Source organism: Paenibacillus dendritiformis, assembly GCF_015845845.1.
Lineage (GTDB): Bacteria > Bacillota > Bacilli > Paenibacillales > Paenibacillaceae > Paenibacillus_B > Paenibacillus_B dendritiformis_C.
The window spans coordinates 26,461-50,865 of record NZ_LDIG01000296.1; the positions used below are offsets into that span (position 1 = coordinate 26,461).

General features: G+C 55.0%; 21 protein-coding genes and 2 pseudogenes. 14 read left to right on the top strand and 9 right to left on the bottom strand.

Going from position 1 to position 24,405, the window contains the following annotated elements; translation table 11 throughout:
- The first annotated feature begins 4 nt into the window (after window positions 1-4).
- Both ABD76_RS28610 and ABD76_RS28615 read left to right on the top strand, forming a co-directional pair.
- Window positions 5-1,387, top strand: coding sequence for a GldG family protein (locus ABD76_RS28610; RefSeq protein WP_197260248.1), 1,383 nt, complete (start codon window positions 5-7; stop codon window positions 1,385-1,387).
- Entirely contained in the window at window positions 1,384-2,373 is a 990-nt protein-coding gene (locus ABD76_RS28615) for a DUF4340 domain-containing protein (protein WP_197260249.1), read from the top strand. Before ABD76_RS28610 ends, ABD76_RS28615 begins: the two co-directional genes overlap by 4 nt.
- A gap of 47 nt (window positions 2,374-2,420) precedes the next feature.
- Here the strand turns inward: ABD76_RS28615 and ABD76_RS28620 are convergent, their stop codons facing one another.
- Window positions 2,421-3,422, bottom strand: coding sequence for a ketoacyl-ACP synthase III (locus ABD76_RS28620; RefSeq protein ID WP_197260250.1), 1,002 nt, complete (start codon window positions 3,420-3,422; stop codon window positions 2,421-2,423).
- A gap of 270 nt (window positions 3,423-3,692) precedes the next feature.
- Here ABD76_RS28620 and ABD76_RS28625 point away from each other — a divergent pair, with 270 nt between their 5' ends.
- The 3 genes from ABD76_RS28625 (at window position 3,693) to ABD76_RS28635 (ending at window position 6,803) form a co-directional block, all read left to right on the top strand.
- On the top strand, window positions 3,693-4,688 hold the full coding sequence (locus ABD76_RS28625; protein WP_197260251.1) for a YhcN/YlaJ family sporulation lipoprotein: 996 nt from the start codon (window positions 3,693-3,695) through the stop codon (window positions 4,686-4,688).
- Between the two features lie 237 nt (window positions 4,689-4,925).
- Complete coding sequence (locus tag ABD76_RS28630) at window positions 4,926-5,150, top strand: helix-turn-helix domain-containing protein (RefSeq protein ID WP_006288225.1); 225 nt, start codon at window positions 4,926-4,928, stop codon at window positions 5,148-5,150.
- A gap of 1,398 nt (window positions 5,151-6,548) precedes the next feature.
- Complete coding sequence (locus ABD76_RS28635; RefSeq protein ID WP_197260252.1) at window positions 6,549-6,803, top strand: hypothetical protein; 255 nt, start codon at window positions 6,549-6,551, stop codon at window positions 6,801-6,803.
- Window positions 6,804-6,915: 112 nt separating this feature from the next.
- Here the strand turns inward: ABD76_RS28635 and nagA are convergent, their stop codons facing one another.
- The 4 genes from nagA to ABD76_RS28655 form a co-directional block, all read right to left on the bottom strand.
- The gene (gene nagA / locus ABD76_RS28640; RefSeq protein WP_197260253.1) at window positions 6,916-8,100 is read right to left on the bottom strand and encodes an N-acetylglucosamine-6-phosphate deacetylase; all 1,185 of its coding nucleotides are present in this window, start codon (window positions 8,098-8,100) and stop codon (window positions 6,916-6,918) included.
- Window positions 8,093-8,821, bottom strand: a complete 729-nt coding sequence (nagB, locus tag ABD76_RS28645; protein ID WP_197260254.1) for a glucosamine-6-phosphate deaminase — start codon at window positions 8,819-8,821, stop codon at window positions 8,093-8,095. The genes nagA and nagB overlap by 8 nt, the downstream gene beginning before the upstream one ends.
- A gap of 10 nt (window positions 8,822-8,831) precedes the next feature.
- Entirely contained in the window at window positions 8,832-9,689 is an 858-nt protein-coding gene (locus ABD76_RS28650) for a MurR/RpiR family transcriptional regulator (protein ID WP_197260255.1), read from the bottom strand.
- 282 nt (window positions 9,690-9,971) lie between these two features.
- A complete protein-coding gene (locus ABD76_RS28655; protein WP_197260256.1) occupies window positions 9,972-10,829 on the bottom strand; it encodes an AraC family transcriptional regulator in 858 nt (285 codons plus the stop codon).
- A 208-nt stretch (window positions 10,830-11,037) separates the two neighbouring features.
- Between ABD76_RS28655 and ABD76_RS28660 the strand changes: the two genes are divergently transcribed.
- The 6 genes from ABD76_RS28660 (at window position 11,038) to ABD76_RS28685 (ending at window position 17,215) form a co-directional block, all read left to right on the top strand.
- The gene (locus ABD76_RS28660) at window positions 11,038-11,796 is read left to right on the top strand and encodes a sugar phosphate isomerase/epimerase family protein (protein WP_197260257.1); all 759 of its coding nucleotides are present in this window, start codon (window positions 11,038-11,040) and stop codon (window positions 11,794-11,796) included.
- 88 nt (window positions 11,797-11,884) lie between these two features.
- Window positions 11,885-12,967, top strand: a complete 1,083-nt coding sequence (locus tag ABD76_RS28665; protein WP_197260258.1) for a Gfo/Idh/MocA family protein — start codon at window positions 11,885-11,887, stop codon at window positions 12,965-12,967.
- Window positions 12,968-13,051: 84 nt separating this feature from the next.
- Window positions 13,052-14,020 carry a sugar phosphate isomerase/epimerase family protein gene (locus ABD76_RS28670; RefSeq protein ID WP_197260259.1) on the top strand — a complete coding sequence of 323 codons (969 nt, stop codon included), beginning with the start codon at window positions 13,052-13,054 and terminating at the stop codon, window positions 14,018-14,020.
- A gap of 121 nt (window positions 14,021-14,141) precedes the next feature.
- Window positions 14,142-14,864: a ThuA domain-containing protein gene (locus ABD76_RS28675; RefSeq protein ID WP_197260260.1), complete on the top strand. Its 723-nt coding sequence runs from the start codon at window positions 14,142-14,144 to the stop codon at window positions 14,862-14,864.
- Between the two features lie 457 nt (window positions 14,865-15,321).
- Complete coding sequence (locus ABD76_RS28680) at window positions 15,322-16,056, top strand: methyltransferase domain-containing protein (RefSeq protein ID WP_197260261.1); 735 nt, start codon at window positions 15,322-15,324, stop codon at window positions 16,054-16,056.
- A gap of 142 nt (window positions 16,057-16,198) precedes the next feature.
- Window positions 16,199-17,215, top strand: a complete 1,017-nt coding sequence (locus ABD76_RS28685; RefSeq protein WP_197260262.1) for an MBL fold metallo-hydrolase — start codon at window positions 16,199-16,201, stop codon at window positions 17,213-17,215.
- Window positions 17,216-17,831: 616 nt separating this feature from the next.
- On the opposite strand, the gene ABD76_RS28690 is transcribed toward ABD76_RS28685, so the two are convergent.
- Entirely contained in the window at window positions 17,832-18,923 is a 1,092-nt protein-coding gene (locus ABD76_RS28690) for an MFS transporter (RefSeq protein WP_197260263.1), read from the bottom strand.
- A gap of 169 nt (window positions 18,924-19,092) precedes the next feature.
- On the opposite strand from ABD76_RS28690, the pseudogene ABD76_RS28695 reads away from it, so the two are divergent.
- The 3 genes and pseudogenes from ABD76_RS28695 (at window position 19,093) to ABD76_RS28705 (ending at window position 21,092) form a co-directional block, all read left to right on the top strand.
- Window positions 19,093-19,782, top strand: a pseudogene (locus ABD76_RS28695) (MerR family transcriptional regulator).
- A 174-nt stretch (window positions 19,783-19,956) separates the two neighbouring features.
- Entirely contained in the window at window positions 19,957-20,541 is a 585-nt protein-coding gene (locus ABD76_RS28700; protein ID WP_197260264.1) for a nucleoside/nucleotide kinase family protein, read from the top strand.
- Window positions 20,542-20,636: 95 nt separating this feature from the next.
- Window positions 20,637-21,092, top strand: a complete 456-nt coding sequence (locus tag ABD76_RS28705; RefSeq protein WP_197260270.1) for an SgcJ/EcaC family oxidoreductase — start codon at window positions 20,637-20,639, stop codon at window positions 21,090-21,092.
- A gap of 54 nt (window positions 21,093-21,146) precedes the next feature.
- Here ABD76_RS28705 and ABD76_RS28710 read toward each other — a convergent pair whose 3' ends face one another.
- The 3 genes and pseudogenes from ABD76_RS28710 to ABD76_RS28720 all read right to left on the bottom strand — a co-directional run bounded on the left by ABD76_RS28710 (window position 21,147) and on the right by ABD76_RS28720 (window position 24,157).
- The gene (locus ABD76_RS28710; protein ID WP_242069870.1) at window positions 21,147-21,905 is read right to left on the bottom strand and encodes an MBL fold metallo-hydrolase; all 759 of its coding nucleotides are present in this window, start codon (window positions 21,903-21,905) and stop codon (window positions 21,147-21,149) included.
- Between the two features lie 205 nt (window positions 21,906-22,110).
- Window positions 22,111-22,695 (bottom strand): putative ABC transporter permease, encoded by a 585-nt coding sequence (locus ABD76_RS28715; RefSeq protein ID WP_197260265.1) that lies wholly within the window; start codon window positions 22,693-22,695, stop codon window positions 22,111-22,113.
- A gap of 227 nt (window positions 22,696-22,922) precedes the next feature.
- Window positions 22,923-24,157 (bottom strand): annotated as a pseudogene (locus ABD76_RS28720) (IS110 family RNA-guided transposase).
- Between the last annotated feature and the right edge of the window lie 248 nt (window positions 24,158-24,405).

Consider the following 24,405-nt stretch of genomic DNA (forward strand, 5'->3'; position numbering starts at 1 on the left):
GAAGATGAAAACATGGCTGCGTCGTGGAAATGCGGCAATGATCTCGGCCGCGGTAGTTGGGATTTTCGTATTGATGACTTATATATTCCAGTCCTTCTCGGGGTGGCAGTGGGACGTAACGAAGAACAAATCCTTCACCCTGTCGGAGCAGACGCTGTCTACGCTGGCTTCCGTCGAGAAGCCGATCGCGATTAAGCTCTTCACGACCCCGAACGATGATGAAGTGCTGGTTCGCGAGGTTGCCGACATGGCGGAGGAATATGCGAAGCGCAACCGGAATATTTCGTTCAAGCGATATGATCTGTTGAAGGAGCCTTCGCTGGCCGAGCAGTACAAGCTGACGGCGAGCTCGATCGTCTTCGAGCAGGGAAGCCAGCGCAAAACGGTCGGCTTATTTGAAATGTTCCAAGCCGGGCAAGGGTATTCCTATCAGTTCAGCGGCGAGGAAAAAATGACGCAGGCGCTGCGAAGCCTGGCTTCAGACAAAAAAACCAAGGCTTACGTTCTTAGCGGGCATCAGGAGATGCCGTTGGCGCAAATGAATGTGCTGCGGACCAGCTTGCAAGAGGATAATGTGGAGCTTGAGGAGCTGAACCTGTTGCAGAAGGGCAGCGTGCCGGAGGATGCCGATCTCGTGATGCTAATCGGCATGAAGCAGGATGTGAGCGGTAAGGAAGCGGAGCTGCTGCAGAAGTATGCGAAAGGCAAAGGAAAGCTGTACATTGCGCTTGGGTTCAATGAAAAGATGGCCACGGAATGGCCGAATATTCACGGGCTGCTGAAATCTCTTGGCGTCGAAAGCACAAACTCGGTCGCCGTCGAGCCGTCTGAAGGCTTGCTGTATGATCCGTTCACGATTATGCCGGATTATAACCAGCACGAGATGACAGAGAAGCTGATCCAGTACCGGATGATGATGACCTTGTCATTAAGCATTCCGCTGAAGATTAGCAACAACGATTCGTTCGAAGCGCAAGAAATTTTGCACACGACTGAAAAAGCTTATGGAGAGACGGATATCCCGCGCTTGGTTCAAGAAGGAAGCGAACGGGATGACAAGGATATCGCAGGTCCGTTGACGCTCGGAGCGGTCGTCCAGTCGAAGGACGGGCAGCCGAAAGCCGTCGTAATCGGCGGTTCCAGCTTTATGGCGGACGCTTATATCTATACCCAGGGCAATCGGGACTTCGCGCTGAACAGCATCCATTGGCTGGAGGAGAATCAGGATCAGGTTACGATCCGGCCGCGTGAGAAGGCCGCCTACCAGCTTGCGTATTTGACGCCGGCTCAGGGAAAAACGATTTTGTGGGTGAGCGTCATCGGATTTCCGGCCGTGCTGCTCCTGATTGGAGCGGGACTGTGGTGGAGAAGGAGACATGCGTCATGAAAAAGCTGATGCCAGCCGTTCTGCTGCTTATTGTCTTCGGCATTCTGTATTGGTATGCATCTTCCAATCATTTCTTTATCGAGACAGACAAGGAAGCGGAAGCCCCGCCTGTCCTCGTGAAGGCGGCGGCGGAACAAGTGGTCGCCATTGAATTGAATGCCGATGGCAAGCCGTTGAAGCTGGTTAAGGTGAAGGAAGATTGGAAGGTGCAGGGAAATGAGGATTATCCGGTAAGTCCTTATGCGGTTACCGATTGGATTACAACGTTTACCGGCGTGGCCGGGCAAGCCGTGGTGGAAGAGGAGGCGGCCGATATGGCCAAATACGGCCTTGATCATCCCGCTGCCGTGTACTCCATTACAGAAGGCGGACACGTTCGCCGAATCGAAGTCGGAGCGAACACCCCGGTTCCCGGAACGGTCTACGCCCGGACAGATGGCACGAACACGGTCTATCAAGTATCCGAATCCGACTTGTCGGGCCTGAAGCGCTCGGCCTTTGATTTTGCCCGGAAGGAACCGCTGACGTTTGCGCTGGAGGAAGTCCGGGAATTCAAGTGGTCATGGGGCGGACAAACCTATGATTTGAAAAAGGCGCCGAAAAAGGAAAATTCGGCTGATGAAACGGAGAATTGGAGCTTGAACGGCGAGACCATTGCCCAAGAAAAAGCCTCCTCGCTTATCAATGCCTTCCGCTTCCTGATGATCGATCGCGAGCCGCAACGGGCCGACGCCTTGACGGGCTCCGGATCGAAGCAGGACTGGTCGCTGACGGTTACCCTGCAGCCGGAAGCCATTGACCCCGGACAGCCGCAAGAAAAACCGGTGACGAAGCAATATGGCGGTTACATGAAGGAGGATCATATATGGATCATCCCGGATGGCGAAGGATGGGCCTATCCGGTCGGCGAAGCATCCTTCCAGGAAGCGGTTCAGACGTGGCAGGATGATAAGAAGCCGGATGAACCTGAATCCAATCAAAAGTAAAAGAAGACACGGCTGCCGTTCGCGGGAGCCGTGTCTTCTTTTTGAACTCATTGCAATCGAGGCCAACGAAGCAGAAGCGCCGCTTGTGAGAAGCCTCCTCCGAAGCCGTACAGCAGCGTCATGTCGCCGGGCTTCAGCTTCCCTTCTTTCAGAGCGAGGGAGATGGACAGCGGAATGCTTGCCGCCGATGTATTGCCATAATAGGCGACGCTCGTTAATGTCCGTTCCATTGGAATGCCGCTTCGTTCGCTTATCGCTTCAATCATGCGGAGGTTGGCGCTGTGCGGAATGAACCAGTCCACCGCATCCGCATTCCATTGAAGAAGGGACAGGATCTTTCCAATCCCGGCAGGGATTTGCTGCAGCGCCCATTTATATAGTACGCGGCCGTTCTGGACCAACTTCCCATCTTCTCTCAGTTCCGCTTCTCCAATCCGGTCGGCGGTGGCGCGACGGTACAAGACCGCTTCCGTATCGCCCGTCGTGTCGGACAAGGAGGCCACAAAGCTGTCTCTTCGGTCATCCGCCTCGAGCAGCATCGCTCCGGCGCCATCGCCGAATAGGATGCAGGTGCTCCGATCGGTGTAGTCTACGGTTTTGCTCAATACTTCCGTTCCGAGAACGAGTACGCGCTGATGCAGGCCTGCTTCGATTAAGCCAATCCCTAACTGAAGTCCGCTGACAAAGCCTGCGCACGCATTGGAAATATCGAGGGCCAGCGCATCATCCATTCCGAGCCGAGCCTGAACAAGAGCGGCGGTATTCGGGAAAAATGCATCCGGAGTGGACGTGGCAACCAATATCGCATCCACCTGCCGCAAGTCAATTCCATGGCGCTCCGCCAAATCATTGGCCGCCATCACCGCCAGATCGGAAGCGTAGGCGTCGGGAGCGGCAATACGGCGTTCCTTCATGCCGGTTCGGGTAACAATCCATTCGTCATTCGTATCCACCATTGCGGCGAGATCGTCATTGGTCAATCGGCGCTCGGGGACATAGGAGCCAAAAGCGGTAATGCGAGCTTTCGTATGCAAACGTGTTATTGGCATAGGTTTCCCTCCGGTATGCTAAGATTAGTACCTGGTACTAAATAATAAGGCTCCGATATCTCGTTGTCAACGAAAAGGTATGTCGAAAAGGGATGTCGGACAGCCGGATGGGTGGCTATCCATGAAGTGATCTGCCTTGCTGCGGAAAATTGCATAGCGCAGAAAGGAGTGGCAGGGGCGGTAAAACCTATCGGGATAACATCCCGGCGTCGGCGCATGCTAAGTGGGGTGGTAATCCAATTGAAATCATCTACACAAGGAGGAAAAGCGATGCGTAAAAAGTTGGTCCTGCTCACGCTGGCAGCGGCAATGGTCATGTCCATGGGGTTGACAGGCTGCACGACGAATCCCGATAACGTGACAACGAGAGGCGCTAAAAACAACATGCGTACCCGTACCGCTCAGGACGGAATCTATCCGCTCGGCATGAACCCGAATCTGGATACCAACACAAACGGGTTTAACGGTCAGCGCAATGGCGTCAACGGAACCCGCAACGGTCTCGACGGCACCGGTACTCGCGGCACGACTCGCGGAACCGGCATGAACGGGCTTGGCCCGAACGGATTTGGCATCAACGACGACCTGAACGGCTTGGGCACGAATGGCAACCGGTTTGGCATGAATGGCTTCGGGACTTACGGTACCGGAAATTACGGCATGAACAACTTCACGGGTTATGGCGTTGACGGCAACCGGTTGAACGGCAACGGCACAGGCTATGGCAATGCGCATACCATCACCAATATGCAGATGAGCAAGAAAATTGCCGACAAGATCACCCGAATGAAGGGCGTAAAAACGGCAAACGTAATGCTTACGAACAATAACGCCTATGTGGCCGTAACAACTGATACACAAGTTAACGCCAAAGGAACGACACGCGGAACCGGCATGAATAGAAGCATGGGACGCGCGGGCGGCACCGGAAATCTGGATGCGCGCTCCAAGAGCCATACACTCAATAACAGCGCGGATATGAGCGCCAATGACGTGCCTTCGGATCTGAAGGGACGAATCGCTCAAATCGTCAAAAACGATGCGCCGCAATGCGATCAAGTATACGTGTCAGCCAACCCTGACTTCGTTGCACGGATGAACCAGTTCATGAAGAGCTCGGCAGAAGGCCGTCCGTTGTCTGGATTTGCGCAAGAATTCCAAGAAATGGTTTATCGTATCTTCCCGACACAAGAATATGGATCGACGAGACAAATGACCAATACTCATCCGAGACGTCTGAATAATATGGCTCCCGGATTGAGATAACAAACGGGAAGGAGCCGCGTTCTGCGCTGCTGGCGGAGAGACGCGGTCCTTTTCGCTACATACTAAGGCTTATCGTTCAGCATTTGGTCCGAATTTATGCAAAGGTGACGGGACCGCAGAGGATAGGCCCATTTTTGAGAAGCACCGCACCAAGTGAGAATGTCCTTCATACTATAACTTTGACTGTATCCCTTAACCTTGTTAAATAACAAAAATTCGGGCAAGGAGGGGTGACACTTGAAGGGTAGCGATCACAAAAGCAAGTTCCTGTTGACGAACCGTGAACGCGAAGTCTTTGAATTGCTTGTTCAAGACAAAACGACCCGCGACATCGCGCAACTGCTGTTCATTAGCGAGAAGACAGTCCGAAACCACATCTCCAACGTGATGCAAAAATTAAATGTGAAAGGTCGGTCGCAAGCGGTTGTCGAACTGATCAAGCTTGGGGAGTTAAAAATCTGATGATGAGCCCATCGCCCTGACCATTGTTAACTTCTGCTCCTGCGGCAGCATCTCAACCAAGGACAGAAGTTCTTGAATGAGCAAGTCGTTACGGCTTGCATTCAATAGATCACAGCGTCGTCTGCCGGCTGCCCGCACACAGGGTCTGGCAGTTAGACGCTAATTTTTTTGCTCATGTCCCGTAACGGAGAAGTTGTTTCTGACACTTGGCGAATTATATATACCATCTCTATCAGCTTCCTCGACTTGAAAGCAAATTGTGATAAGCTGAAAGCAGGATACGAATAATATATAAGGTGAGGAATTTCGATGAGATGGCAACAAGTCAGAGAATTGTTTCCCGACTCCCGACCAATTTGTACTGCTTACCATACTTGATTACCGTGAGGAAGATGACAAAAAATCATAACAGAATTGGCTTCTGTCCGCACAATATCCGATAAGGATGCTAATAGAGAGTTTTTTAAAGCCGAACCGGGGAGTATCGTTTATCATACCTCTAATGAGGAATGTGTCATTCACCTTCGAAAAGATTGATACAGGCTCGTCTCATACTGTATTCAGCCCTACTGTACTCGAGGAAATCGGTGTTACATATGAGAATGGAGACCCCGTCTATGAAGCTGGAATTCTTCCGAAGTCCCATAACGGATTGCTTGGATTAGATATATTGAAAACATACGGTTTTATTGTGAACATGGAGAAACTGAAACTTTGCTCGTCTCAAAATGTAAAGTAGACATTTCAACCGGAACAAGTCGTTACGGCTTGCATTCCATAGATCACAGCGTCGTCTGCCGGCTGCCTGCACACAGGGTCTGGCAGTTAGACGCTAATTTTTTTGTCCTCTTCAACTGCATAGAGAAGGCCCGTGCTCAGGAGCACGGGCCCAGATTGTCGACAAAGTCCTGTCGACAGTCTTTTTTCTTAGGAAGGGAGGGGCCGGGGAAGGCAGAACAGGTTAGGTTAGGGCAAGCTGGTCCGCGCATGAAGCAAGCGGGTCCCCGCATAAAATTGCTGCACAGGCGCAGCATTTTTAACCTCAATAGGCTAAATTCCGAGAAAATCCTGAAAAATTACATTATTTCGACATTTTAAACGCTATTTATGCCTCGCCGCACGGTAATTGCTGTATTTTTGCAGTAATCGTATTTTCGCAACCTCGTGTCAATGAAATTGCTGCATTCTTGCAGTATTGGCGGAGCAGATGACTAGAGTGGCGGGAGATACTGCAGCTTTAGTGGAGTGGATGACCGGAGCTGCAGACATTCTGGCCGGGAACGATGGAAGATGATATGGAGATGTCTTTCGGAGCGCTGCGCGCCAGGGCGGATCATCACCATCCGCTCGCCGCGGCTGAATGATGAATTTTTTGCGTTCTGCCGCAGCAATCCGTGATTGCCGGACTTCATCCCGCTTCATTTCTATCCGCATGACCATATCGAGGAGGTGCTTCACGCCGAACTGGCCGCTCCGCTGGGGCTCCCTTTGCATCGGGACCGCCGAATATTGGAGGAGTTCATGGGGATCTCTCCGAATCCGGTGTACTTGCGGGACATGCTTGCGCAGGAGATGAGGCTGCTGGCCGAGCAAGGGTTGTCTGACAAGGAGTTGGTTCTCACGGAATGGAATCGACCGCCTATCAGGAATTGACGAATGACACCGTCTACAAGGGGGCCTATCTCGGCAAAGCCATTGTCGACAGTCAAGGCCCGTGCTCGGGAGCACGGGCCTTGATAATAAATAGCATGAATGTGAAGCGGGCTTAGGCTTGCTGCATATGGCTGCGCCCCTTGACCCAGACTCGGCGGATGTTCAGATCGCGGTCGGTCCAGACGAGATCGGCCTGCTTGCCGACTTCGATGCTGCCGGTGATGTCATCGATACGAAGCTGCTTCGCCGGATTGATGCTCGCGAGGCGGGACGCTTCCTCGATGGACAGGCCCACCTGCTCGATGACGAAGCGGACGGCGCCGATCATCGTCAGCGTGCTGCCTGCCAGCGAATCGCCTTCCGTCAGCCGGGCCACTCCGTCCTTCACGGTGACCGGGAGGCCGCCCAGCTCGTAAGCTCCGTTCGGCATGCCCGCGGCGGACATCGCATCCGTGATGAGCACGAGCTTGCCCGGCGCTTTGGAGCGGGCGAGCAGCTTGATGCAAGCAGGATGCACGTGATGACCGTCCGCGATGACTTCGGCCGTAATCCGATCGTCGGTCAGGACCGCGCCGGCGACGCCCGGATTGCGGTGATGGACCGGGGACATCGCGTTGAATGTATGCACCGCTTGGTTCAGGCCGGCATTGACCGCCTCGGTCACCTGTTCGAACGTCGCGTCGGTATGCGCCGCCGCGACGTTAATGCCGTGATCCCGGGACCAGCGGATCGCTTCGATGGCATGCTGCCGCTCCGGAGCGAGGCTCAATTGCTTCATCACGCCCGGATGGTTTGTATCCCATGCTTCCAGCCACTCGATTTGCGGATCGAGCATATAGGCTTCGTTCTGCGCCCCTTTGTACTTCGGATTGACGAACGGCCCTTCGAGGTGAAGACCCGCCAGCTGCGCATAAGGCATATCCTGCTTCATATAAGCGTCTACTGCCGCGACGACCTTGTCCAGCGCTTCGCGGGACTGCGTCATGGACGTAGCGAGCATCGCCGTCGTGCCATGCTCCATATGGAAGCGCGTAATCGTGTCATAAGCTTCCGCTGTCGCGTCCATGAAGTCGGCGCCGAAGCCGCCGTGCACATGCACATCGATGAACCCGGGCAGCAAATACCCGCCTTCGGCATCGATGGCCTCGTCAAGCCACACGAGATCTTTGTCCGACAGTTGTCCTGGTGTCCCGATGAAGACAATGCGCCCTTCCTCTACGCGGACGACGCCATCCGCCAGGATGCCGTTCGGCGTCACGACGCGGGCATGCTTCACCGTAAAAGTTGACTTATTCATGGAAATGTTTTGCCGCCTCCTTGTCGAGTAATACGACGACGTTCGGATGGGTCTGAAGAAGAGAAGCCGGAATATCTGTCGTAATCGGCCCGGTCAGCGCGCGGTGAACGATATCCGCCTTGTCTGCGCCGCGGACGACGAGCATGATCATCTTCGCCTTCAGGATGGAGCCGACGCCCATCGTAATCGCCTGCGTCGGCACTTCGTCAATCGAGTTGAAAAAGCGCTTGTTCGCCTGTCGCGTCTCTTCTTTAAGCGTGACGATATGCGTGCCGCTCTGCAGGTGGCGGTCCGGCTCGTTGAAGCCGATATGGCCGTTGTGGCCCAGGCCCAGCAGCTGCAGGTCGATGGAGGCGTCAGAGAGCATTTTGTCGTAGCGCTTGCTCTCTGCCTCCAGATCGGCCGCGTTGCCGTCAGGCACGTGGGTGTTCGCTTTATCAATGTCAATGTGATCAAATAATTGCTTGTTCATGAAGCTGCGGTAGGTCTGCGAATGATCGGAAGGCAGACCGACATATTCATCCAGATTGTACGAGGTGACCTGTTTGAAGCTGACATATCCTTTCCCGCAGAGCCGGATCAGCTCCTGATAGATGCCGATCGGCGTGCTTCCCGTAGCCAGGCCAAGCACGGCCTGGGGCTTCGTCTGCACGAGACTCGCAATAATGCCGGCCCCGTTCTGGTTCAATTCTTCATTGGTCTCGAACGTCAAAATGTTCATTGTGTTGGTGTTACCTCCCTTTAACTTTACGATACTTCCGCACCATCCGGTACGAATGTTCCAGCATCGGAATGCGCTCGTGGAACTGCTCACTCGTCATGCCCGCGAACAGAATGTCGATGATATGGAGCTGTGCGATGCGCGAGGCCATATCGCCGCGCCGGATGCCTTCCTCCAGCGAGGAAGCGAAAAGCCGAATGTCCGCCAGCGAGGCGAGACGGTTCGCTCCCACCTTCGTCAAGGAAATGGTGGTCGCTCCCTGTTCCTTCGCGCACAACAGCGCCTCGATCGTCTCCGGCGTCTCGCCGGAATAGGAGATGGCGAACGCGACATCCCCCGGTCCGAGCCGGGAAGCCGATGTAATCTGCATATGCGGGTCCGAGAAGCAGGATGCCTGCTTGCCGATACGAATGAGCTTCTGATAAAAATCCAACGCCACGATACCGGAAGTGGCCATGCCGTAAAGATCGGTTTGCCGGGCGTGAAGAAGCGCCTGCAGGGCCTGCTCCAAGGTCTCCAGATCCAACAATCCGGTCGTATCGGAGATCGAACGGATATGGTTGGTCTCGATAGCGGCAATGATGTCTGGCAGCGGGTTGCCTGCAATGATGTCTTGGTAGGTGAGCGGAACGCTCTGTTGAGCCAGGTCGGCAGCGAGCTTCGTCTTGAAATCGGGATATCCCCGGAAGAGGAGCGATTTGCAGAATCTCGTCACCGTCGCGGGCGAGGTGCCCGATTGTTCGGCAAGATCCGTAATGCCCATCGTCACTACATTTCCCGGAAATTGCAAAATGTAATCGGCTACCTTCCGCTCCTGCGGGTGATATTCTTCGAACTTTTGCCGGATCGCCTGCAATATTGTGGACAAACCAATCATCCTTTTACGGTCAGATAGATGAAAAAAATTTTGATAAATTAGTGCTCTGATATGAAAATTATTCTTTCACTCTTATCATAGTCAATCGGTAAAAAGAATACAAGGTAAGCGGAAGGAAAGACACAAATATATCGAATTGTTGATCGAATCCGGGACGGGAGATCGGAAAGTTCGGAAAACGCGTTCTATCGCCATGGCGGAAAAGGAGGAACGATAGAGCGGAAGACTCCATCTTCCGCTCATGTGAGGTTTGCCGGCGGGAAAAGCAAGCGCTTAAGTTTCGGCGGTAAGCTGGCGCTGATCCCGGAATTGGCGCGGGGACAAGCCCATCCGGTTCTTGAAGGTCCGGTAGAAATAGGTGTAGCTCTGGAAGCCGCACATCTCGGCAATCTGCTCCAGCGGCATGTAGCCATGCAGAATACGTTCGCAGGCGAGCGTAATCCGGACCTGGATCGCGTAATCCATAATCGACTGCTGGAAGGTCTCCTTGAACACATGGGACGCCCGCGATACGCTCAGTTGAACGGAATCGGCGGCATCCTGGAGCGAGAACGGCTCGGTTGCATTCACTTCGACATATTGCTTGATGCTGTGAGCAAGCTGCGCCGTCCGGTTCATGTTCACGAAGGACGGATGCGTCCGTTCCGTTAGCGTCCGCTCGAGCATGCCGAAGAAGGCGAAGGTGAGATGCTTGACAATATCGTTCACCTTGATCGAGCCGAAGAGGCGCTGCTCCTGCATTATCTCGCGCCAGAGGGACAGCAGATGGTCGTCGATGCCGATCGCGGACTTGCCCGGGCGCTCGCGCTTGGTCCACCATTGTTCGACCCAAGGGCCGTTCAGAATCATATAATAGTCGAGACTGTGCACTTTGCGAAGCGGATCGGATGCCTCGGGATTGCGGTAGCCAATCTTCAGATCATAATACTCCCCCGGGCCGAGCATCAGGAGATCGCCGGGCTTCAGCTCCCGGTACCCTCCGTCCAGCCACGTGTGGCCGCTGCCCTCCAGCTGGATCCGGACCAGGTAGTGCTTCAGATCGGGAATGACGAGCGTCATTGCTTTGCTGTGCCGGGCATGTCCGGCGAACAGCAAGGAGATGTCCTGCCGCGGTTCACTGGACTGAGACATGTGAATCCCCCTATTTCTCATGTTGTCGTATACATCGATTATATCAGACAATAGCAAGATTGTTCATGTAAAAAAGATATCCTTCATTCACAGCCCGGATACAATGTGGCACAATGAATGAAGTCCGATGTAAACCTTTTCAGAGGAATGCGCGGCGAATGAATAAGGCGGCCTATCCAATATTGAATTTAAAAGAGGTGCTTGGTCCATGAAAATCGGAGTGCAGCTTTACACGGTGAGAGACGAGACCGCAAAGAACTTCATCGGCACGCTGGAAAAAATCGCGGAGATGGGCTACGAAGGCGTTGAATTTGCCGGCTACGGCGGACTGAAGCCGCAAGAACTGGCGGACGCGCTTAAGCGGCTGAATCTTGCTGCAGCTGGGTCCCATGTCAGCATCGAACAGTTGGTCGACCACCTCGACGAGCAGATCGAGATGAACGCGGCGATCGGCAACCGGTACATTGCGTGCCCGGGGATTCAGGAATCGCGGTACAGCTCTCTCGAAGCGCTGCTGCATACGGCAGAGCAGCTGGCGAACGCATCCGACCGGCTTGCTGAGCATGGAATTAAGCTTGGCTATCATAACCATGATTTCGAATTTACGAGAAAACTCGGAAACGATACGGTCTTCGATACACTGTTCCGGCTCGTTCCCGCGGAGAAGCTCTTCACGGAGCTTGATGTCTGCTGGGTGCAGTATGCCGGGTACGACCCGCTTAGCGTCATCGCGAGCTATAAGGGGCGAATTCCGTTGGTCCATTATAAAGATCTGCGGCGCGATGACCAAGGACGCCCGCTTACCGTCGAACTGGGAGAAGGCGAGCTCGATCTGGTCTCCATTGCCGGCGCGGCGAAGGAAGCCGGCGCGGAGTGGCTTATTGTCGAGCAGGATGAATGCCAGCGTCCGAGTCTGGAGAGCATCGGCAACAGCAGACAATGGATCAAGAACAATCTGGGCTGCTAAGAATGCCCTATAGGAACTTCACTCATTTAAGCAAATGACATGCCAAGTAACTTATATAGCGAACAACGCCTACAGGAGGAGAATGAATATGTCTAACATCTACAAGATCGCAATTATCGGCTGCGGGGGAATCGCGAACGGCAAGCATATGCCAAGCCTCAAGAAGCTGGACAATGTGCAGATGGTGGCATTCTGCGATATTATTCCGGAGCGTGCCGAAGAAGCCAAGGCGAAATATGGCGCGGAAGACGCGAAAGTATATACCGACTACAAGGAGCTGCTGAAAGACGGCAGCATCGACATCGTTCACGTCTGTACGCCGAACGACTCCCATGCGGAGATTACGATTGCCGCCCTGGAGAGCGGCAAGCATGTCATGAGCGAGAAGCCGATGGCGAAGACGGCGGCGGATGCGCGCCGCATGGTCGAGGCCGCGAAGCGCACGGGCAAGAAGCTGACGGTCGGGTACAACAACCGCTTCCGCTCGGACAGCCAATATTTGAAAAAGCTGTGCGAGGACGGAACGCTGGGCGACATTTATTATGCGAAAGCCCATGCGCTTCGCCGCCGCGCCGTTCCAACGTGGGGCGTGTTCCTCGACGAAGAGAAGCAAGGCGGAGGCCCGCTTATCGATATCGGCACGCATGCGCTTGATTTGACGCTGTGGATGATGAACAACTACGAGCCCAAGATCGTGCTCGGCTCTTCCTTCCACAAGCTCGGAAGCCGTCCGAACGCGGCCAACGCATGGGGCTCCTGGGATCCGGAGAAATTCAAGGTCGAAGATTCCGCCTTTGGCATGATCGTCATGAAAAACGGCGCCACGATCGTACTGGAATCGAGCTGGGCGCTCAACGTTGCGCAGTCCGGAGAAGCGAAGTGCACGCTGTGCGGCACCGAGGCCGGGGCCGACATGTGGAACGGCCTCAACATCAACGGCGAGAAATACGGCCGCCTGTATGACCAGAAGATCGAATTGACCGCCGGCGGGGTCGACTTCTATGACGGAGAGGCCGAAAATGCTCCGGACCTGGAGATGCGCCTCTGGATCGAGGCGATCGAGCAGGACAAAGAGCCTGTCGTTACGCCGGAGCAGGCCTGCGTGGTCTCGGAAATTTTGGAGGCCATTTACGAGTCGTCCCGCACGGGCAAAGCCATCTATTTCGACTAAGACATAGCTTGGCCCGCCAATAAGCCATAGCTTGGACGGCGAAGACATTCATGAGGAACCAGCATAATTGAAGGAGGAAGCGACGTGAAACTAGGCGTATTTTTGGTACTGTACGGACAATTGTCACTGGAAGAGGCGCTCGATACGGTAGCGGCCAAAGGAGTCGAAGCGGTAGAGATCGGAACAGGAGGCTACCCGGGCAACAAGCATTGCAATCCGCACGAGCTGCTGGCTGACGAAGCGAAGCAGCGGGCATTCAAGGAAGCGGTCGAGTCCCGCGGCTTGATCATCAGCGCGCTGAGCTGCCACGGCAACCCGCTCCATCCGCAGAAGGATATCGCCAAGGCATACCATGACGATTTCATGGCGACGATCGATCTGGCGGCAAAGCTGGGCGTGCCGGTCGTCAACGGCTTCTCCGGATGTCCGGGGGATCATGAGGGCGCGAAGTACCCGAACTGGCCGGTAGCGCCATGGCCGAACGATTACCAGGAGATTCTGGACTGGCAGTGGAACGAGAAGATCATTCCTTATTGGAAGGAAGTCGGCAAGTACGCCCAGGATCGGGGCGTCAAGATCGGATTGGAGCTGCACGGCGGGTTCTCGGTGCATTCCCCGGGCACGATGCTTCGCCTCCGCGAAGCGACCTGCGAAGCGATTGGCGCCAACCTGGATCCGAGCCATATGTGGTGGCAGGGCATCGACCCGGTGCAGGCGGTCCGCATTCTCGGCAAGGAAAACGCGATTCATCACTTCCATGCGAAGGATACGACCATCGATCCGATCAATGTGAACAAGCATGGGGTTACCGATATGCAGTCGTATACGATGATGCTCGATCGGGCTTGGCAGTTCCGCACCGTAGGCTATGGTCATGACGTGAAAACGTGGGCGGATATCGTCAGCGCGCTTCGTCTGGTCGGCTACGATTATGTGGTTAGCATCGAGCATGAAGACGGCTTGATGTCCATTGACGAAGGCTTCACCAAAGCGGTGCAAAACCTGCAGCCGCTGCTGATGAAAGAGCCTCTCGGCGAGATGTGGTGGGTGTAAGCCGCCGGAACAGGCTGCGCAACGGAGCATCGCAACATACAAGATGGAAGCCGCGCTTCGCAAGCCCGTCATCAACCCGATGCATGGCGGGCCCTGCGGGGCGCGAAAGGAGCAGACAACGATGACACAGCGACGCAAAGTAACGATTTGGAATGAATACCGGCATGAGCAGAACAACCCCAAAGTTGCCGAAGTGTACCCGAAGGGCATTCATCAGGCGATTGGCGATGGCTTGGGCCCGGGTTACGATATCCGCTACGCTACCCTCGACATGCCGGAGCACGGCCTGACCGAAGAGGTGCTGAACGATACCGATGTCCTTATCTGGTGGGGGCATATGGCTCACCAAGAGGTGGATGACGCCATCGTGGAGCGCGTGCATCAGCGGGTGCTGCACGGCATGGGGCTCATCGTTCTGCACTCCGGCCATTTCTCCAAAATCTTCAAAAAGCTGATGGGAACAGGCTGCGATTTGAAATGGCGCGAAGCGAATGACAAGGAGCGGTTATGGGTCGTGGCTCCGAACCATCCGATTGCCGAAGGCATCGGGGAGTACTTCGAGCTGGAGCGGGAGGAAATGTACGGCGAGCATTTCGATATTCCTCAGCCGGACGAATTGGTATTCGTCAGCTGGTTCACGGGCGGCGAGGTATTCCGCAGCGGCTGCTGTTACCATCGCGGCATGGGCAAAGTGTTCTACTTCCGTCCGGGCCATGAAACGTATCCTACGTATTACAACGAGAACGTGAAGCGGGTCATCGCCAACGCAGTCGAGTGGGCGGCGCCGACGAAGCGGGCCTATCCGAATTACGGCAATGCGAAGCCGTTGGAACCGATGAACTGAATAGCAGAAAAGATCACACTTTGGTACGCCAATGAATGCCCCGGGCAGAGAGAAGGACGAGCTTCGTTCTTTTCCGCCCGGGGCTTTTTGACGATCCGGGGGAAGTAAAAAGACCGCCTACGCGCCGCTGCAGCGCCAGATGACCGCAGGCCTCGGCACGGGCGGATTGAAGGGCCGGATCTCCGCTTTATCTTCAATGCAGCATGGAGCTTGATCCGGGCGCTGCTCAATTGAACGGAACTTATGCGAACTTCGCTGGGAAGGCGGGGTCTTTTTGGCTGATGGCAGCCGGAGCGCCGTTATCTAACGTCCCCGGATTGCCTGGCTGAGGATGCATGGAGAATCACCTCCGTTCTCCCGAACGGTCACGACAGACCGGCGGATCCGCACCTGGCACACCTATGCAAAAGCGAATGCAGCCGTTACAATGAGGTATAGAATAGAAGAGGTGATTGCAGTGACAGAATGGTATGAACGAAGCTTCGGCCGCGATTATTTGCTCGTATACCGCCACCGGGATTTTCAGGGCGCGACGCAGGAAGTGCACGGGATGATGGAGTGGCTTCGGCTGCCGGCGTCCTCATCGATCCTCGATTTGTGCTGCGGCATGGGCAGACATGCGCTGGCTCTGGCGGAAGCGGGCTACCGGGTCACCGGGGTAGATTTGTCCGAAGTGCTGCTGGAGGAGGCGATGGCGCACGACACCCGCGGCCAGGTGAAGTTTCTCCGCGGCGATATGAGAGAGCTGCCTGTGGACGGACCGTATGATGCGGTCGTGAATTTATTTACGTCTTTCGGTTATTTTGCGGACCATGCGGACAATGCCCGCGTCTTTCAGGAGATTTATCGCGTTTTGGAGCCGCAGGGCCGCTTTATCGTCGATTTTCTGAATCCATCCTATGTCCGGCAGCACCTGGTGCCGCATTCGGAACGGGCGGACGGCGGGACGCGGATCGAGGAGCGGCGCCGCATCGAGAACGGCTTCGTCAAGAAGGAGATATCCCTGACGGATGCTTCCGGCGGGGAGCCGCGTCACTATGAAGAACGTGTCCGGTTGTATGAACTGGCGGATTTCCGGACCATGATGGACGAGGCCGGGCTTGTCATCGATCAGGTATATGGCGGCTATGACGGCGCCGCCTATGACGAGGGACAGTCCAAGCGCATGATTATGGTTGGACGCCGGCCATAGCGAGCCGTCCAGCCTAGCCCGCCGGACATCGGCTTCCGCCGTCTGCCGGACGGCGATGATCCGTCTGGAAGAGGGCTTCGGCCGCATGGATCCGCGGCGCTCCCGGAGTCAGTTCCCGGGCAGGAAAGGGAGGTATACATAGGTGAGCGATATCCGACATACGCAGGAGGGAGGGGACCGTCCGGTCCAGCTTCACCGTCCGGCCGACGGCGTGCTGCAGGCGCGCATTCCGGTTCCGTACTCCCTGCGCTGGGTGAACAGCTATATCTTAACCGGGCCGGAAGGATATACGATTGTCGATCCGGGCCTCGGAACCGAGGAGGCGGAAGCCTGCTGGGCGGCGCTGCTGGGCGAGCTGGACGGACCCGTCGAGCGGATTGTGTTGACCCATTACCATCCGGATCATCTCGGGATGGCCGGGCGGCTGCAGCGGCAGTTGGACATCCCGGTATCGATCTCGGAGACCGGGTGGGAGCATGCGCTGCGCATGTGGGGGCCGGGCCAGCGGATGGCCGAAGCGATGATGGCCTTGTTCGCGGAGCATGGCGTTCCGGCCCCGATCGTCGCGTCCATCGAGGCGCATATGGACGGCTTCCTGCCGCTCGTCGCGCCGCTTCCTGAGGTGGAGTTCCTTCGCGACGGCGAGCAGGCCGCGTTCGGCGGCCGGACCTGGGACGTACTGGAGACGGCCGGGCATGCCCCCGGTCATCTCAGCTTCTATCATGCCGCCAGCGGCTTGATGCTGGCAGGGGATCATGTGCTGCCGCAGATTTCGCCGAATGTGAGCTATATGCCGGGGAGCGACCCGCAGCCGCTGCAATCATATTTGGACGGTCTCGCGAGGCTGAGGAGCTTCCAGGTGGAGCTGGCGCTGCCGGGCCACCGCCATCCGTTCCGCCATTATACGGCCCGCATCGATGAGCTGCTGCGCCACCATGAGGAGCGGCTTGCAGCCATAGCGGCGCTGCTGGCGGAGGGATCACGCACCGCATACGACGTATGCGTGGGATGCTTCGGCAGTCCGGAGCGCCTCACCACCCATCAATTCCGCTTCGCGATGGGGGAAGCGCTCGCTCATCTGCTGGAGCTGGAGCGGCGGGGACAGGCGCTCCGGAGCCGTCCGTCCGCATCCGGGCCCATCCGCTTCCGCTCTGGCTGACGCCATGGGGGTTCCCATGGGCATCGCCAAAAGGTTGGAGCGACGGGGGCACCGAGATTGTACAGATGGGAAAAATAGCGACGGGGGCACCGAGATTGTGCAGGCGGAAAAACGGCGACGGGCGCACCGAGATTTTGGAGACGGGAAAAACGGCGACGCGCAAAACGGTGGAAGATGGATGAGGCAGTGAAATCCTGCGTGGATGCATCAATTTTCGCTCTTTAAGCCGCTATTTGATGAAATTCCTGCAAAAGTACCACTAGCGTTGCATCGAGCGGTTAGTTCATAATCTAATTTCAATTAACATCTATATATGATATATATTTACATCTGCAATGTCCGCGCTAGGTCTAAAAAAGTCGAGCTGGAAATAGACCCTGCGCGTTATCCATTATATGTAAAAGTATTTTTCGTTTGTCATTACCTCACAATCAGTTTCGGTTTCATCGACTTCGTTGCCTTTTTCGGACGTCTCCCATTTCGCTTTGGTCGTCCCCTAGATGTTCGGGTCGGCTTGCGGTTGAGTGCAGCGATCAAATTTTCCCATGGTTTTTCCGCATAGATGCGAATCAACTGAAGGAGATCCCATGTCGACTTATTACAGTCCAATGTTAGTTTAATTACTGTACATGCCAATAAACACTTCAAGAAAATGTAAATCTAAAAAAGCTGACAGTACCCCTATGCAGCTCCAAGCTGTGTTTGAATTTGAGCGAGAGCTAGCCGGCTGAAAAAGTGCGACGAGACATTGTGCGGCCATCGTCAGCCACAGTTCGGCAGAGAGGCCGCATATGGCAATTCCGGCTCCATTGACCAACAGACCGATTGTCAGGAACAGCTTGGGCGGTACGCGGGCCGCGAGGCGGAATGCGATGAGGCCGCCAATAATTTCTCCGGCTCCGTAAGGAATCGTAATCCACTGCAAATGCCGGGCTGTCAGCCCCAGCCGCTCGGTTACGAGAAAAATCGACAGCGGCGCGATGAGTCCGACTCCCAGGCCGACCAGTATTAAGGAGAGGCTCAGCCACCTCAGGATGCGGACCGAGACGACGTAGCGGATGCCATCGGCCATCTCCCGCAGCACAGAGCCCGAGCCTGCTGCCTTGTCCGCAGGGAGCGGATCGGCAGGAATGCCCAGCATCGCCAGAGCGGACAGTCCGAAGGCTGTGCCGGTCGCGAAGAGAGCCGAGCCAATGCCGGTCTGCTGATACACCCAGGTCCCCATAATCGGTCCGATGATCATGAAGACGGAAGACAGAAGCTGGAGCAAAGACATGCACAGAGGCGCTTCGGCATCGTTGACGTAAAGCTTGAACAGCTTCATGCCGGACGGCTGGGCAAATTGCGATAAAATAGAAGAGCAAGCCGTGGCGGCAAATACCGCTTCCCACGAACCGGAAACGAGCATGACAAATACGATAATTGCCGAGCCGGCGCTTAACCACTCGCACCAAACGATCGTCCGCTTGGGGCGCCACCGATCGGCAAAGACGCCGCCAAGAAAAGAAAACACGAAAATAGGCGCGTATTCCGCCACGGAAATCATCGAGACGGCAAACGCATCTCCGCCGGTCACCTCCGTAACATAGAGCAGCACGGCGAAATTGCGAATCCAGATTCCGCATTGGGAGAACAATTGGGACAGAAACACGGCGCGCACAAACGATTGGCGAAGCAGCGCAAATGAATGCGGGACGGAACCGGACATACATATAACCCTCCTTGGTTGAATTCGGACTCATCTTACGTCCTCCTGCAAGGGCAGAGTCAACCAGGAATTGCGGATGCCTGCATTACCCGTTGCCGGTTTCCCGGGAAGGACTTGACTCTCCTCTTAGGGGAGCCTGTAGCCTGAACTCAGAAAGGAACGAGGACACATGCTATACACGGTGAAGGAAGTATCGTCATTGACGAATGTAACCATCAAGGCGCTTCATCATTATCACAAAATCGGCCTCCTTGAGCCGCGTAAGATTAGCGAGGCGGGGTACCGGCTGTATGGGAAGGAGGAACTGGAACGGCTGCAGCACATTCTTTTCTATAAAGAATTGGATTTCCCGCTCGAAGCGATTAAAGAACTGCTCGAGACGGAATCCGATCGATAGACGATATTGAGCCGGCAGGAGGAGCTCTTGCTTGCCCGCAAGCGCCGGCTGGACAAGATTATTGACACGCTGCAAGCCTCTAAGCACAGCATGGCCGGCGGCGAACCGCAAAGTCCATCCGAGCTGTTCACAGGATTTGCCAGCGAGGAAGAATGGGAGGAAGCGCTGAGCGAGCAGAGAGAGCATCTGAATGAACAGGCGCAGGAAGCGATGGCGTTTATGAAGGACATGGCAGCAGCGCTGCGCAGCGGCGCGAAGCACGAAGACGAGCAAGTGCAGCGGGCTATCCGGGCTCATCTCGCCGCTTTGAGCAGGCACGGGCATGCGGTGTCCGCGGCCGATTTTGCCGCGCAGACCCGCTTTTTCCTGCAGGACGATTTCCATCTCCGCATGCTCGAAGGGCAGCAGACCGGGCTGGCTTATTACCTTGCCGCCGCCGCAGCCTCATGCGCCGCGGAATAACGATGGCCGTGCGAACGGCGGGAACGGCGGGGAGCTGGTCTTCCCGCCCTGTTTCACTCTCCCGCTGAGTCGGGAGCCGATATTTTTTCTAGGCCAGACAAGGGATTGGGAGGGGGAGAGAGAATAGTATAAAATGGCTTCCGGCCAACCGAATTGAGTGGGGGGTGTTCCGCTATGCACACGACTTCTATTCCGCGCGTCATTGCCATTGCCGCGGTCTCCGGCGGAGGGAAAACGACGATTACCCGAAGATTGACGGAAACGTTGCCTCATGCCGCTGCACTTTATTTTGATGATTATACGTTCGAGGAATGTCCGGAGGATATTTGCGAATGGGTGGAGAACGGGGCGGATTACGACGATTGGAATCTGGCTCCGCTTGCCCGCGATCTGCAATCCCTTCTTCGGACCCAGCCGCCGCCTTCTATCGTTATACTGGATTACCCGTTTGCTTATTTGAACAGCGCCCTGCGCGGTCATATTGATTTGTCCATTTTCATTGATACGCCGTTGGATATTGCCTTGGCCCGTCGCATCTTGAGGGATTACTCCGAAGGGTCCATCGACGATGTGCGAGAGGATGTCACGGGCTACCTCCAGGAGGGGAGAATGGCCTACGCCGAAATGCTGTCCGCGGTGAAGCCGAACTCAGACTTTGTCATTGACGGCTCGCTGCCGGTGGATGACATCGTGAAGCGAATCTTGGACGAGACAGAGGCGAGATTCAAGGTTCGGGTGATGAATGACAAGGAGCGTTAGAGCCGATAATGAGACCGATGACAGGCAGGGATCAGACAATTGGGCTCAGCGAAGGAGAGTCGATGCAAGCTGCCGAACGAAAAGGAGGAGTCGCCATGCAAGCGCAGGCAACCAAAGAAGCAGAGAATTTGTACCATCAACTGATAGACGCATGGAACAGCCGCAATGCTGCCGGAATGGCGGAGCTGTTCGCCGCGGACGGCGAGTTAATCGGCTTCGACGGCAGTCTGGCGAGCGGCCCGGATAACATACTTGGGCATCTTCAGCCCATCTTTGAACATCACTCGACAGCTCCTTTTACGGCCAAAGTGAAACATGTCCGCTTGCTTGACTCGAATACCGCCTTATTGCGGGCGATTGCCGGCATGGTGCCGCCCGGACAATCGGAGCTGAACCCGGACGTGAATACCCATCACACGCTGGTTGCGGTTCGCTACGGAGGACAGTGGCGGATTGAATTATTTCAGAATACGCCGGCTCAGTTCCATGGCCGGCCGGAGCTGGTCCGGGAAATGACGGAAGAATTGACGAAAGAGCTGAACCGTACATGACGGTGCAGGCCGGCGGCAGAGTCACACGGGCCCTGGCGTGAGCTCTTGGCTTCGCTATCGCTTCTGTCTCAGCAGCTCGGCAATTCGATGTCTGCCATCCCCCTCGAACCGACCGCCATGAAAGCAAATGACCTGTTGAATGTCATAATCCAGCAGAATAGCGAGAGATTGCTGCGCCAATTCGTAGTCGATGCAGTATTGCGGATCAGGTCCGTACAGTTGACCTTCTTCTGCGATTAAGGCGTCTCCCGCGATGAGGGTGCGGCTCGGTTCATGATACAGGCTGATATGTCCGGGAGTGTGCCCCGGCGTGCCGATCACGATCATTCCGCCGCAGATCGGCAAGCGCTGCTTGTCCGTTAGGATCGAATGCACCGCAGCCCTGGGCGGGTTCTCCAGCGTATGCTTGAATCCGAGCCTCCATTGCTCCGGTACGTTGGCGGGCAGAGAGCTGACCGCTTCCGCTATCGCTGCGGGAGTCAGCTTCAGCAGCTGCTGTTCTCCCTCGATGAACGGCTTCTCGAGCGGGCTGGCCATCACTTCGACCCGGGCGGCGAATCGTTCTTCGATGGCCGGCAGGCCCCCGATATGATCGAGATCCTGATGCGTAATAATGACCTTGCTCAACCGATCGAAGGACAGGCCGGCACGAGACACCTCGGAAGTCAACAGAGGAAGCTGACCGGGGTAGGCTGTATCCACCAGTACCAGATCGTCCTCATCCCATAATACGGTCGGATGAATCGTCACGGTTCGGCCCATCATGTCCGCCGTAACCTCGAGCATGTGAATTCCACTCTTCTTGCGCGTCATATGATATCCCCTCCAATCCCATGTTCAATCACATCGTATCAGTCGAATATCATTTTGTAAATAAGTAAATTTATTATTATAACACAAAAATATTATTTTGTCAAGAGTGAGTTTGTGTGGGCTTATACTGGCACTGCTCGCGCAAGTCGCGGCAGATGGACCGGTATGGAAGCGAGCCGCCGGAGGACAGGCGCGGCGGTGCCGGCTACGGGGCCGGGCTCGGCTGCTGCTCCTCCGCAGACTCGCTTGGCGGCGAATGGCGCCGGATAGCGAACAGCAGCTCCATGGCGAAATACAATATAGCAGCAGGGAATACCCATTGCCAGAAAGGCTCCGCCGCCCGATAGACGGAGACCAGGACGGGATGGATCCACCGCAGGCACAGATAGGAGAGGAAAACCCAGCAAACGGAATAGGACAGGCAAATATGACCGTGAAGCTGCAGCGGCAGGTTCGAGTAGTCCCACCACTGGCGCCGGAAAAAGGTCTGTAGCAGCCAGCCGCTCACATATTCCACTGCGGTGGGCACGAGGAAGCAGAGCAAGAGGACGACAGCCCAGTGCGTATCCGGCCCGGATAAATAGACGAGAAGCAGCGGCGCAAAGCCGTACATCGGCTTGAACGGCCCCCATAGAAACCCATCCTTGAAAAACACGCGCGTCGTAGCCAGACTATACATATTTTCCAACAACCAGCCCAACAACGAGTAGATAGTAAAAAAGAACCCAACGGCCGCCGCTTCATGCAGGAACGATGTCTGCGGCACCAGTTCCCCTGCAGGATGAAACATATCGCGAAACCACCTCTCATCATCGTTTTCTCTTCTATGCAGTAGATTTCTCTCCATATGTTGGAATTATTCATGATCCGGCACATTCCTAACTTTTTTGTACGAAAATGTCTCTATGCACGAAGTAGCAAGATATGGGTCTTTGCACCGGAGTAGAAGGTTTCTGTAAAATAGCACAAAAAGCCCCCCTACAAGTCAATTTTACCAACTAATGGGAAATATAGGGGTTATCCGGTGTCTCCTAGCTCTTGAATGTCCACTTTGTAGCCTAACTGTTGAATTTTTCGTATCCAGAAGTCGACGTCTTTCTCTTTTTTCGGTAAATAATCCGGCCCCAGTTCCTCATAGGGGACACCGGTGAGCAGCATAATAAAGATGATTCGTAGTAACAGGTGAGCCAGCGCCATGTTTGCTTTTTTCGGCCCTCGTCGTTTGACCAGCCGGTAATAAAAAGCGGACAATCTCGTGTTTTTTGTTTTGGTAGCGGCCCAGGCTGCCTGACAAAGCACGGACTTTAGACCTTTATTCCCTTTACGGGTTCTCGTGCTCTTTTTTTTCCTGCGCTTTCGTTATTGCCTGGACTCAATCCTCCCCAAGAGGCGAGGTGCCCTTCCGAAGGAAAGACCGACATGTCGGGTCCAATTTCCGCAAGGATGCTCGCCGCGGCATCCTTATCAATCCCCGGTATGGTATCGAGCAGTTCGATTTCCTTCTGGTAAGGGTTCAGCAGTTCTTCGATCTCAGCTTCCAAAGCTGCAATTTCTTTTTCCAAATACTCTAGATGGTCGTAATGCCTGCGGATCATCTTGCGATGGTGGGCCCGCACTCGTCCGTTCAAGGCGTCAACCAACTGCGGTACTTTTTTCTTGACTTGGGTTTTGACCATAGTTTTCACGTCTTCCGGTGACAGAACAACGCCGTTCATAACTGATTCCAGTAAAGCGCGACCTGAAACACCAAATACATCGCTGATATAGGTGGTCAACTTGATGTTCCCGTCTTGAAGAATTTTGTGGATACGGTTCTTTTCCGCTGTCGCGTCGTTGACTAGCTTCCGGCGATACCGGGTGAGATCACGCAAATCCCTGATATCTTCTGGTGGCACGAAGCTGGCTTCTATCAACCCGCAACGTAGCAATTGTGCGATCCAGACGGCGTCTTTCATGTCTGTTTTTTTGCCCGGCACATTCTTGATCCGCTGCGGATTGGCCAAGATAAGTTCGAACGAGTCTTCCAGCAGGTTCCATACGGGCTTCCAATAAACGCCGGTACTCTCCATCGCGACATGCGTACATTTCTGTTCCAACAGCCAATCATGGAGTTTTAGCAATTCCTTGGTCGTTGTTCCAAACGTTTTGATTTCTTGCTGTGGTTTCTTGTTGAGTGGCCCTGCCAGTACACAGGCGACGACCGTTTCCTGATGCACATCCAACCCTGCGCACCGTTCCAAAATCGCATCCATTCCAGCTTCACTTCCTTGCTTTTGGATTCAGCAGAACATGCAGCAACGAGAAGTGTACTTTTGTACACGTGCTCAGGGCAACAATCGGCGGTGCTCAAAGCTGCAATAGGCCCGTTTTCTGTACGGGATGTGACTCACCAAAAAAAATTCGACCTTTGATCTGCCTATCTTTATTTGCTCAGAAGAACTTCAAAATTACAAGTCCCCATTTTCATCCATCGTGGTGGCCGTCAGGCCGTGGGGGTTTT

Bases quoted from the DNA above. Each gene is read 5' to 3' on its own strand.
- ABD76_RS28610 (WP_197260248.1), top strand. From the start codon at position 5: ATGAAAACATGGCTGCGTCGTGGAAATGCGGCAATGATCTCGGCCGCG.
- ABD76_RS28615 (WP_197260249.1), top strand. From the start codon at position 1,384: ATGAAAAAGCTGATGCCAGCCGTTCTGCTGCTTATTGTCTTCGGCATT.
- ABD76_RS28620 (WP_197260250.1), bottom strand. From the start codon at position 3,422: ATGCCAATAACACGTTTGCATACGAAAGCTCGCATTACCGCTTTTGGC.
- ABD76_RS28625 (WP_197260251.1), top strand. From the start codon at position 3,693: ATGCGTAAAAAGTTGGTCCTGCTCACGCTGGCAGCGGCAATGGTCATG.
- nagA (WP_197260253.1), bottom strand. From the start codon at position 8,100: ATGAATAAGTCAACTTTTACGGTGAAGCATGCCCGCGTCGTGACGCCG.
- nagB (WP_197260254.1), bottom strand. From the start codon at position 8,821: ATGAACATTTTGACGTTCGAGACCAATGAAGAATTGAACCAGAACGGG.
- ABD76_RS28655 (WP_197260256.1), bottom strand. From the start codon at position 10,829: ATGTCTCAGTCCAGTGAACCGCGGCAGGACATCTCCTTGCTGTTCGCC.
- ABD76_RS28660 (WP_197260257.1), top strand. From the start codon at position 11,038: ATGAAAATCGGAGTGCAGCTTTACACGGTGAGAGACGAGACCGCAAAG.
- ABD76_RS28665 (WP_197260258.1), top strand. From the start codon at position 11,885: ATGTCTAACATCTACAAGATCGCAATTATCGGCTGCGGGGGAATCGCG.
- ABD76_RS28675 (WP_197260260.1), top strand. From the start codon at position 14,142: ATGACACAGCGACGCAAAGTAACGATTTGGAATGAATACCGGCATGAG.
- ABD76_RS28690 (WP_197260263.1), bottom strand. From the start codon at position 18,923: ATGTCCGGTTCCGTCCCGCATTCATTTGCGCTGCTTCGCCAATCGTTT.
- ABD76_RS28700 (WP_197260264.1), top strand. From the start codon at position 19,957: ATGCACACGACTTCTATTCCGCGCGTCATTGCCATTGCCGCGGTCTCC.
- ABD76_RS28705 (WP_197260270.1), top strand. From the start codon at position 20,637: ATGCAAGCGCAGGCAACCAAAGAAGCAGAGAATTTGTACCATCAACTG.
- ABD76_RS28710 (WP_242069870.1), bottom strand. From the start codon at position 21,905: ATGACGCGCAAGAAGAGTGGAATTCACATGCTCGAGGTTACGGCGGAC.
- ABD76_RS28715 (WP_197260265.1), bottom strand. From the start codon at position 22,695: ATGTTTCATCCTGCAGGGGAACTGGTGCCGCAGACATCGTTCCTGCAT.